Annotated in this window: 12 protein-coding genes; 11 read left to right on the forward strand and 1 reads right to left on the reverse strand. The window is 46.5% G+C overall.

The features are described from left to right. Positions 1-32: 32 nt before the first annotated feature. Positions 33-1,634 carry an adenylate/guanylate cyclase domain-containing protein gene (locus JGK39_RS02000; protein ID WP_293247208.1) on the reverse strand — a complete coding sequence of 534 codons (1,602 nt, stop codon included), beginning with the start codon at positions 1,632-1,634 and terminating at the stop codon, positions 33-35. Between the two features lie 164 nt (positions 1,635-1,798). Between JGK39_RS02000 and JGK39_RS02005 the strand changes: the two genes are divergently transcribed. The 11 genes from JGK39_RS02005 to petJ all read left to right on the forward strand — a co-directional run bounded on the left by JGK39_RS02005 (position 1,799) and on the right by petJ (position 10,375). Then, positions 1,799-2,998: an RNA-guided endonuclease TnpB family protein gene (locus JGK39_RS02005; protein ID WP_293247211.1), complete on the forward strand. Its 1,200-nt coding sequence runs from the start codon at positions 1,799-1,801 to the stop codon at positions 2,996-2,998. A gap of 118 nt (positions 2,999-3,116) precedes the next feature. After that, positions 3,117-3,377 carry a hypothetical protein gene (locus JGK39_RS02010; RefSeq protein ID WP_293247214.1) on the forward strand — a complete coding sequence of 87 codons (261 nt, stop codon included), beginning with the start codon at positions 3,117-3,119 and terminating at the stop codon, positions 3,375-3,377. Between the two features lie 406 nt (positions 3,378-3,783). Next, the gene (locus tag JGK39_RS02015) at positions 3,784-4,605 is read left to right on the forward strand and encodes an A24 family peptidase (RefSeq protein WP_293247217.1); all 822 of its coding nucleotides are present in this window, start codon (positions 3,784-3,786) and stop codon (positions 4,603-4,605) included. 255 nt (positions 4,606-4,860) lie between these two features. Then, complete coding sequence (locus JGK39_RS02020) at positions 4,861-5,712, forward strand: transposase (protein WP_293295596.1); 852 nt, start codon at positions 4,861-4,863, stop codon at positions 5,710-5,712. A gap of 105 nt (positions 5,713-5,817) precedes the next feature. Beyond that, positions 5,818-6,186: a zinc ribbon domain-containing protein gene (locus JGK39_RS02025; protein WP_293295598.1), complete on the forward strand. Its 369-nt coding sequence runs from the start codon at positions 5,818-5,820 to the stop codon at positions 6,184-6,186. 24 nt (positions 6,187-6,210) lie between these two features. Then, entirely contained in the window at positions 6,211-6,423 is a 213-nt protein-coding gene (locus tag JGK39_RS02030; RefSeq protein WP_293186213.1) for a hypothetical protein, read from the forward strand. Between the two features lie 478 nt (positions 6,424-6,901). Continuing rightward, complete coding sequence (accD, locus tag JGK39_RS02035; protein ID WP_293247223.1) at positions 6,902-7,855, forward strand: acetyl-CoA carboxylase, carboxyltransferase subunit beta; 954 nt, start codon at positions 6,902-6,904, stop codon at positions 7,853-7,855. Positions 7,856-8,330: 475 nt separating this feature from the next. Further along, positions 8,331-8,522 (forward strand): translation initiation factor IF-2, encoded by a 192-nt coding sequence (locus tag JGK39_RS02040; protein ID WP_293247226.1) that lies wholly within the window; start codon positions 8,331-8,333, stop codon positions 8,520-8,522. A gap of 149 nt (positions 8,523-8,671) precedes the next feature. Continuing rightward, positions 8,672-9,160 (forward strand): photosystem II cytochrome c-550, encoded by a 489-nt coding sequence (gene psbV, locus JGK39_RS02045; protein ID WP_293247229.1) that lies wholly within the window; start codon positions 8,672-8,674, stop codon positions 9,158-9,160. A gap of 247 nt (positions 9,161-9,407) precedes the next feature. Then, complete coding sequence (gene psbV2, locus JGK39_RS02050) at positions 9,408-9,908, forward strand: photosystem II cytochrome PsbV2 (protein ID WP_293247232.1); 501 nt, start codon at positions 9,408-9,410, stop codon at positions 9,906-9,908. A gap of 128 nt (positions 9,909-10,036) precedes the next feature. After that, a complete protein-coding gene (gene petJ, locus JGK39_RS02055; protein WP_293186205.1) occupies positions 10,037-10,375 on the forward strand; it encodes a cytochrome c6 PetJ in 339 nt (112 codons plus the stop codon). Positions 10,376-10,786: the final 411 nt, after the last annotated feature.

The following is a 10,786-nucleotide window of genomic DNA, read 5'->3' on the forward strand; positions in this document are numbered from 1 at the left end:
ATAATATAACTTGCCTAGGTCTTAAAATTTATTTAAACGCTGCCTTTTCCCCTCTCCACCTTGGAACCGTGCAACACAAAAGCCGGAGTCAGTGCAGATTTGCCCTTCAGAGAAACAGCTCCCAAAGCCTCGCAATCGAAGTTTAGCCCGATCGACTCAAACACCCTTTCGCCAATCAAAATTTCATTTTCCCCCGCCTTGCTCATCAGCCTAGCAGCCGTATTCACCGTATCGCCGAGGACATTAAACTCCCTGCGCCCTCGCGGTTCCCCAACCTCAGCAGCAAACACAGGGCCCCGAGACAGCCCAATTTGACAGCTTACTTTCACATTTTCACCGCCGATCGCGATCGCAGGTAAACTGGCAATCAGATCCCGGATCGCGATCGCCGCACTCGCCGCCCGACTCGGATCGTCGGTATGAACGTCCGGGACGCCAAAATAAATCAGTATATCCGAACCATCCAAATGCGCCGTTACTTTTTGCAGCACGCCCCCTTTCGCGGACACCACAGCATCAATTAGCGCAAACACCCGAGAACAGCCCAGTACCAGATTAGCTTCCTCGGCTGGCGTTGCTTTGTCCACCAACTCCGGTAAACCGATCAAGTTGACAAACATCACCGTCGGTTCGGGAAAATCCGGCGGGATTTTCCGCCTGTCGGCATTTTCCACCAGCAGTCTCAAGATGCTTTTGGGAATATAACTAGCAAGGGGTTCAACCCGTTTCACGGCTTCCTCGATTTCGCTCACCAAACCCGATACCGTGCGATCGAGCAATATCGAACTTGGCATCCGCCGCCCAGTCAAAGTAATATCGTACTCTCCGAGCCGATCGTCCGTGAAATCGTCCGCCACCAACAAATAACCCGATTTCCCGGGTTCAAAACGAAATTGCTCCCCCAAAGACGAACTAGCAGTTTCAGTCAAACACACCCGCCCCACAGCCCCAGAACCCTCAGCCTGCTTGGCTTGCTGGACTGAATGCCCCAGCAGTACGTGAGCCATCCGCAGCGGCGTACCGATATCAGCACTAATGTAGCGCCCGCAATGGATACCCACCCGCATCCTCAAAGACAAAACACCCCGCGCCGTTTCAATATTGGCAAAATTAGCCATCGCCCGCTGCATCCGCAAACCCGCCCGCACCGCCCTAGCTGTATCCTCCTCTCGATCGATCCCTCCCAGAAACTGCACCAGCAGCGCATCTCCTGTAAACTCCAGCAAATCTCCCCCCGACTTGCTGACGATTTCAATCATTGAGGCAAAATAGTCGTTAATCACCCCCAAAAGCGTTTCAGCGCCCTTGCGCCCCTGGGCTGCGTTTGCTTCCAAAAGCGACGTAAACCCAGCTAAATCGGTGAATAGCAAAGTGCCTGTTTGCCATTGGTAGCGCACCTCTCCTGGGTTAGACGGAGATTCGGATACGGGCCTGGGCACGTAGTCGTGAAGGATGTAGCGGAGAGTTCGCAGGTGCTCGAAAACCCCCATTAACGTCGTGGGGGACGGATCTACCCACGCACCAGCGTAGAGTTCAGACGAAAGGAGATCTCGCAGTCGCAGTTCGATCGCAGCCAAGGGAGGATTGTAGGTTAACTGGGCAGACGGGAATTCCCCCGCTATAGGTGTACTCATCTTAGTGGTGGGACGGGCGGCTCGTGAGAAGACGATTGCGCCGCTTGCGCGTGATGTGAGGTGCAGCCAGCAGTAAATGAGTAGCGCATGAGTTCGCCGTACAAATTCCTTGTATTTTCTTGATATCCTTGATACAATATTATCACAAATGCCGATAACCGATAATGTACCAAGCTTACAAATTCCGAATCTATCCAACAGCCGAGCAGCAAACGTATTTTGCGGGTGCTTTCGGTTGTTGTCGTTGGTTCTGGAATTATAGCTTGAATCTGTGTCAGCAAACCTACAAAGATACTGGTAAAGGACTGAGCAGAAGTGCAATTCAAGGATTACTCCCAAATCTCAAAAAGGAATATCCCTGGTTGACCAATGCTTATTCTCAATCACTTCAAGTAGTCGCACTGAATCTATCAACTTCTTACAAAAACTTTTTTGATAAACGCGGTGGTTTTCCTAGCTTCAAATCGAAGCATGGCAGACAGTCTATTAGTTATCCTCAGAATGTCAAAGTAGGAGATAGCTTCATCAAATTACCAATCATTGGCGAGGTGCATTGCCGGATTCATCGAACACTAGAGGGCACTGTCAAAACCGTTACTATTTCCCAAAATACTGACGGAAAATACTATGTTTCAATCTTGATTGATGATGGACTAGAAACACCTAAAAGTGATGCTAATGGTAGAGCTATCGGTTTAGATGTTGGATTGATTGACTTTGTTGTAACCAGTGATGGTAGCAAGTATACAAATCCTAAACATCTCAAGAAACATCGCCGCAATCTGAAGCGAAAACAGCAGAAACTAAGCCGTAAAGAGAAAGGGAGTAATACCAGATATAAGGCTAAACGATTAGTTGCCAGAGTTCATTCGAGAATCAAAAGAGTACGTGAGGATTTTCTGCACAAACTATCCCGCAAGATAGTAGACAAAAACCAAGTCATTGCAGTAGAAAATCTCAAGGTCAAAGGCATGGTACGTAACCATTGTTTAGCAAAAGCTATTAGCGATGCTGGATGGGGTATGTTTGGAACAATGCTTAAGTACAAAGCCCAGATACTAGGAAAGACCTACATTGAGATAGATCGTTTTTTCCCCAGCTCTAAGACTTGCAATAATTGTCTTCACAAAGTATCGGAAATGCCCTTAAACGCGCGTCATTGGGATTGCCCTAAATGTCATAGTCGTAACGATAGAGACATCAATGCGGCAAAGAATATTAGGGATGAAGCCTTGCGGATTTTGGCATTAGGAACTAGTGCTGCTGCCAATGGACGGAATGTAAGTCAACCTGGTAAGGCTTCGGCCTTACTGGATGCTATTCCGGTTGAAGTTGGAAGCCCCCGTCATAGCATACTCGTTTGACGGTGGGTAGTTCACTCTATTAATTTCCACCTAAGTCTATTCTTAAAAATAAGGTAAGTTCGATCGATAACAGAGCCAAAACCAATAGCTAGACCTATACCATTATCATAAGTTTCCAGTGACCCGATACCAGCGTAACCCAGAACCCAGCATAGAAATTTGCGATCGTCACAGCTTGCTAGCTCCCAATTCGATCCGAGCTGCTCGATCGGCATATAGTATGTATCTGAAAGTGCATTCCGATCAGATGCAGCGCCCGGCCGGTGTAGTTGTCAGCCAAGGAAGCGATCGAGGTCAGCTAATTTTTGCTTTGCAGCCCGTTTTATTGCCCGGTGAACGTTTTGTTACTTTTGACGAAATTGAATCGCAAATGTATTAGTCAGTTGACAGTTGACAGTTGACAGTTGACAGTTGGTAATTGACAGTTGGTGATTAGTGATTGTAATTAGTAACAAATTCAAATTAAAACACATCGCACAATTGGAAAAAATGGTTCGTAGTGAGGACTTTAGTCCGCATAAAAATCAGGTTAGTAGTGAGGACTTTAGTCCGCATAAAAATCAGGTTAGTAGTGAGGACTTTAGTCCGCATAAAAGCATAAAAATCAGGTTAGTAGTGAGGACTTTAGTCCGCATAAAAATCAGGTTAGTAGTGAGGACTTTAGTCCGCATAAAAATCAGAAAATTTGGATTAATCACTACAAATATGATGGGTAATTTACAGGACAAAATCTAACAAATAACAACTAATAAATCCCGACTTTCAACAGTCGTACCGCCAACTTAATGGAAACAATCTTTAATACCCTAGTCACAGTCATCGTCTTTACGATCGGCTCAGCGATCGGCAGCTTTCTGAATGTGGTAATCTATCGGTTGCCTGCGAGTTTGTCGGTAATACATCCTCCTTCCCGCTGTCCCAAATGTTTAAATCAACTCAGAACTTACGAAAATATACCCGTATTCGGTTGGCTGTGGCTGCGGGGACGCTGCAATCACTGTCACAGCCCGATTTCTGCCCGCTATCCCCTGGTGGAAGCAGCTATGGGTTTGCTGTTTTTGCTGATCTATTGGCGGTTTGGAGTGAGCGTGCAAACTTTGGGGTTGTGGACTTTGTTTAGCTGGCTGTTGGCTTTGTCTTTGATTGACTGCGATACAATGACTTTGCCTAATTCTTTGACTCGATCGGGCTTGGTGCTCGGATTGGTTTTCCAAATCGCCAAAGGTTGGTGGCCAACATTTAGCCCGATCGACTCCGTGCACTATCTGGTACTAGACGGAATTTTGGGATCGGTTGTCGGATTGTGGTTGTTTGACGCGATCGGACTTGCAGGATCGATCGGCTTCGGGCAAACTGCTATGGGGATGGGAGATACCAAATTAGCCGCCTTGATGGGAGCTTGGCTGGGCTGGAAACTCTTGCTGCTAGCGGGCTTTATCGCTTGTTTAGCCGGGGCTTTGGCTGGTGGCGGAGCGATCGCGATCGGATTGCTCGATCGGCGTCAACCCATGCCCTTCGGCCCGTTTCTCGCTTTCGGTGCAGCCGTTACAGCTCTCTGGGGCGAACCGATCTTATCTATTTACTTGCAGTTGTTTTTCCCGAATTAGGGTTGGCGATGTGCCGTTACAAAGCGCGATCGAACATAAGATCAGTTCAACTAAATCAGCAGGAGTCCCGCGCTCTACTTCCAGGTGAGCGTCGGGATGAATGCGCGTGAGTGAAGAGATCCGCCCCAAACCAAATCGGTAGCTTTAGAAATCGGAGGGTTCGGGGCGGTCGACTCGCTGTACAAATTATTTCTGCCACACCACTTGCTTTTGCCGTATTCACGAGATACAATATTTTCAGAGTTAGTGAAAGTAATGCCTCAAATAATCACCGCCAAGTTAAAACTCAACCTGAATGCCGAGCAAAAAGCTTTGGTGTCTCAGATTGCTTTAGCCTACCGAGATGCTTTGAACTATACTTCACAAGTCGCTTTTGATACGGGTAAAACCAGTAACGGTTTGAAGTTGCAAAAAGCCGTCTACAACGAGTTGCGAGTTCGTTTTGGACTCGGTGCTCAGATGGCTTGCAACGTACCCAGACAAGTGTCTGGAACCTACAAAACTCTTTGGACTAAGGTAAAACAATCTAACGATGCTATTGCCAAAGGTTATACCAAGAGACGGTACAAAGGGTTGGACAAACCCCCTAAATACATTTCTCGAACCTGTACCTTAAATTATCAGCGGGACTACTCTTTTAAAGCCGAACAGCAAGTGAGTATTATCACGCTGCAAGGTAGAATAGTAGTCCCGTATGATGGCTACAACAAGCATCTAGATTTGATTGCCAATGGTGCCAAGATTGGGGCAGCTAAAATCGTCTATCAGCGTTCTTCTAAGACTTACTACTTAATGGTAAGTATTGAAGTAGAAGTACCTGAAATTAACCCACTAAAAATAACCAGAGTTTCTGGTATTGATGTGGGTATGCGCTACTTAGCAGTAGAAACAGACTTACAAAATAAGTCGAAATTCTACTCAGGAAAAGACCCGAGACACAAAGCCAACCGTTATCACAAAGCCAGACCAACTCTTCAGCGTAAAGGCACTCGTTCGGCCAAGCGCAGACTAATCGCTTTGTCAGGAAGAGAAAGACGGTTTATCGCTGACGTGAACCACCAAATTAGCAAGGAAATTGCCAAGCCTAACAGCCTGATTGGACTATAAAACTTGACCGGAATTAGGGATAGAACTAAGTCTAAATCTGGGAAAAAGGCTAGCAAGAAGCAGCGTAGAGCTAATAGAAATAAGGCGAAATGGTCTTTTGCCGAATTGCACGGCTATATTGACTACAAAGCCAATCTAAATGGTTCGTTAGCAACTAAAGTTCCGGCGCATTATACATCGAAGAGTTGTCCTAAATGTGGACATACTTCGGATGCTAATAGACCTAACAAAGGGCTATTGTTTCGCTGTGAATGCTGTGGTCATGAGTTACACGCTGATTTGGTTGGTGCACAAAACATTGCAATGAGAGCGTTGCTTGTCCGGCAAGACTGGATGAGTACGGGGAGCTTGTCAGCATCCCCTAATGTATCGGGCAGTGAAACTAAAGCTGAGATTCTATCTAGGTTTTCGGAATTGCGGTGGAGTTCAGATACAAGCCCACATCATAGCGGTACCCCGCTTGATGATGGGTAGTTGACAAATTGGTAAAATTATCCCGTGTCTTGGATTACACTCAAAACCACTAGCTTTCGTTGGGAAGCCGAATTAATGCAGCAGCTCCTGGCGGCTCATCAAATCCCGGCTCGAATTGTAGACTTGGGCATAGCATCTTATTTTGGGGCTGGAAGTGCAACAGCTTTGCAAGTTCTTCCCCAACACCAGCGCACTGCGTCGCTGCTCATCAGTCCTGTTGAAGATGAGCCAGAATAAGAGTTATTAGTCATTAGTCAATAGTCAATAGTCATTAGTCATTAGTCAATAGTCAATAGTCATTAGTCATTAGTCATCAGTTATTAGTCAGAAGTCCGAGCAAGCAACAACTCGCGAACATCAGTCAACAGTCATTAGTCCAACCTCAGAAGAGTCCGCGAGCGAAGTCGAAGGGTAGTCATTAGCGATCCCCCCGCGATCGAATATTAGTCAATAGTAGATAGTCAATAGTAGATAATTGATATCTTTGAGACGATCATCGGAATAATAACCTTCAGAGTGCAGCGCGAGTATCTCACCGAGCCGATCGAGGCGTTCGTAGTTATTCGGCGCGATCGGGCAGTTTATAGTATAATTCCCCTGTAGTGCGGACTTGATATTATGACAAATGGCAATTGACAACTAACCACTAACAATTACCAATTCCCAATTACCAATTCCCAATTACCAACTACCAATTACCAATTCCCAAGTTTTAATGTCTCTATTTGATTGGTTTGCAAATCGACGAAAATCAGTACCGAACTCCCAAGAACGGCCGGAACGAGAAATTGCGGACGGACTTTGGCATAAATGCGAAGCTTGCGATGCCCTGAGCTATACCAAAGACCTGCGAGCAAATCAAATGGTTTGCTTGGAATGCGGGCATCATATCAGAGTTTACAGCGACGATCGCATCGAGCAGTTGATTGACCCCAATACCTGGATGCCCATTAACGCAGGACTCCACGCCACAGATCCGCTGAAATTTCGCGATCGCAAAAAATATAGCGATCGACTCCGAGAATTTCAAGAAAAAACAGGCCACCTAGACGCCGTAGAAACAGGCACCGGCAAAATCGAAAATTTGCCAGTCGCCCTCGGAGTCATGGAATTTCAGTTCATCGGCGGCAGCATGGGCTCAGTTGTCGGAGAAAAACTGACTCGCCTCATCGAACACGCCACCCGGGAACGCTTACCCGTACTCATTGTTTGCGCTTCCGGCGGTGCGAGAATGCAGGAAGGAATGCTCAGCCTGATGCAAATGGCTAAAATTTCCGGGGCTCTAGAGCGCCACCGGGAAGCGAGACTGCTTTACATCCCAATTTTGACCCACCCGACCACCGGCGGCGTCACCGCTAGTTTTGCCATGTTAGGAGACATTATAATTGCAGAGCCAAAAGCTACTGTAGCCTTTACGGGCGGCAGGGTAATCGAGCAAACTCTGCGCGAAAAGCTGCCGGAAAATTATCAAACTTCCGAATACTCCTTCGCCCACGGTTTTGTAGACTTGATCGTACCCCGAACTCAATTAAAGAAAACTCTGGCTGGACTCATCAGCCTCCACCAGCCCCAGCCTTTCTTGGCAGACTCGGAATTCCCCGCCCACGATGCTACCGAAAGCCACCACGCTGTGGCGACACCGACTCACGCTTTCAAGCTTTCTCCCTAAGCTGCTGCGCCGGATGACTCCTGTGGCGAACCGATCAAAATTTTCGACCAAAGTTCAAGCCCCATAAGACACCTGTGGAGTAAATCTCAAATCGAAAAATGGAAAATCGCCCCGTCTGTTGGTGAGTCCGCCAAAGACGAAAATGTCAGAGGAATTCCCCAAAAACCGTGGTTTCTACGAAAAACATGAAGTTTGGTAGCGAGATATGCACGCAGATACGGGGTTTTTTGCCCCGCGCGCCCAAGTCCTATTGATAATAAAGACGCGGCAATGGGATGATATTGGTTGGAAGTTGATGGAGTGTGAAGCTTGGCTGAGCAAAAATGCTTAGTGTTAATTAGTGATTAGTTAGCTGGCGATCGCACAAAATCTCAGAACAAACTATCAGATGACAGCTAACAGCGCTTTGTTAAATTGTCCAGCTTTCATTCAACAGCCGTCAACTCAATTCTGATCCGTCAGCGACCTGAAAATTATGGGTTTTGCAGACCTGTCCATCGCAGAAATAGCAGAAGACTTCAACGTCCCTGTTGAAGACGTGCTCCGCTTGTGTGATGAGCTGGAAATTGCCTACAAACACCCTCAAACCCGTTTGGCTTTGGAAGATGTTAAGGCAATTATGTCCGCTCTCGAAAAAAGGCGCGACTCAAAACAAATTGCAGATTAGATCGATCGCAAAATTCCTCTACCTTTAAAGGTATGGCTGCACAAACTTTCGCCAGTTGGCGCCAAAGAAAGGAATTTTGAACAGAAATCTGTTTGCCAGCTATACTCTCTTAGCGTTCAATAATTTGCCGGATTTTTTTAAGGAGAACCATGCTTAAAAGATATTTCATTGCTCTGACCGCTGTCTTCTTGACATTTCAGTTATTTGTCAGCAGCGCGATGGCTGTCGAACTGAGTGCTGAACTTCGCACTGTACCTTTAAATGACAAAGGCACTCCCGTAGTGCTGAGCCTCAAACAAGTCCAGCAAGGCAAACGCCAGTTCCAAAACACTTGCGCTCAATGTCACGCTTCCGGCATGACAAAAACTGACCCGAACCTCAATTTGAGTCCCGAAACTCTGGCTTTGGCCAACCCGCCCCGCAATAATATTGAGTCGCTGGTGGACTATATGAAAAATCCCACGACTTATGACGGGTTTCAAGAAATTTCGGAACTGCATCCGAGCATGAAGAGTGCCGATATTTTCGCTGAGATGAGAAATCTCTCCGATGAAGATTTGTACGCGATTGCCGGTCACATTCTGTTGCAGCCGAAAATTATCTCCCGCCAGTGGGCTGGTGGCAAAGGCGCTCGCTAATCAATTTGAAATTTGAGATTTTGGATTTTGGATTGAGAGGGGCTGGGATTTGGCAAGGATTGCTGGCTCGCCGTTTTTCTATCGAAAATCTGAAATCTCAAATTTACCTCTGGTTGATTGATTCTCCCCAGTCGCACTCGCTGACTTGAGCTTGTGGACTGGTTGATGCTGACGAAAGTCAGAGCGCAAAAACAAAATTGGATTGTGCGAGCAAATGTTAGTAAATTATTGACTTTTCTACGCCCTTATGCTGCATCGTGGTGTTTTTCTCTGCTTTCTGTTGGGGATGTTAATTATTTTGCCGCTCGTGCTGCTGGCTCCCCAACCTGTTTTGGCTGCTGGCGATTCTTACGTGAATAGATATTTACAAGCCAGGGAACCTGTAGCACTGGAATTGGACGCTGAGGGAAACACTCGGTTGTTTTCAGCTCAAGATTTGTCTGTCGGCAAGGTGTTGTTCGAGCAAAATTGCATGAATTGCCACGTCGGAGGAGCAACTTTGCCCGATCCGATGATATCTCTGTCTTTGGCAGATCTCCAGGGGGCAACGCCTCCCCGCAGCAACATCAATGGTTTGGTGTCGTATCTGAGAGAGCCGATGACTTATGACGGCAGTGAGGAAACTTTTTGGTGCCGCCAAGTACCCGAAAGCTGGATGCCGCAGGCTGAGGTTGAAAATTTGGCTGCTTTTGTGATCCGGGCGGCTCAGAAAGCTCCGGGCTGGGGCGTGGATAATTTTGAGAGTTGAACTGCCACTGCCAAAAAGTGGTAAATTACTCGGGAGAAAGCAATCGTGGGTGTAATCGCGATCGCACCTGTTAAAACAGGTAAAATAACTAAAGAATCACCCTTTGTGTCCATTAGAGGAGAACTGCGTTGAAAAGACTCTTATCGATCGCCCTGTTAGCGTTCACAATTTTCACCTTCGGCTTCGGCAGCCCTGCTCTGGCTGGAGATGCTGTTAAAGGATCTAAAATCTTCAGTAACAACTGTTCTGCTTGTCACATCGGTGGCGGCAACGTCGTTATGGCAATGAAAACCTTGAAAAAGGGCGCTCTTGAGAAGTATGGCATGAATTCTATCGAAGCTATTACGACTCAGGTAACTAAGGGCAAAAATGCTATGCCTGCTTTCGGCGGCCGCTTGAAGCCCGACCAAATCGAGGATGTAGCAACCTACGTGCTCGAACAATCTGAGAAAGACTGGAAAGGCTAAACTGCCTCTTTGAAGTCGGACAACTTGGGCGGACTTGATTTAATTTAAAACTTGTCTTCCCGATCGCACCCTCTCTCTCCCTTTGGTAAATAAATCTCGGTTTGCAGCGATCTTAGCCTATTTGGGAAAGCCCGCCAGAAATCAGATTTTTATTAGCCCAAGGGCGGGGGAGGGAATTTTATTTTAGATTTTAGATTTTAGATTTTAGATTTTTTAGATTTTTTAGATTTTTTAGATTTTTTAGATTGAAGATTGAAGATTGAAGATTTTGTATAAATTGTCAAGCACATGACATTAACATTTCTTACGAAGGGGGACAAGAAACCCGGTTTCTGAGCAAAATTTGCGACTAAAAACCAGAAATATATCAAGAAACCGGGTTTCTGAGGGCGCAAGTAACATCACCTCCCT

Origin of the sequence: Microcoleus sp. PH2017_12_PCY_D_A, assembly GCF_020738565.1 — a bacterium.
GTDB lineage: Bacteria > Cyanobacteriota > Cyanobacteriia > Cyanobacteriales > Microcoleaceae > Microcoleus.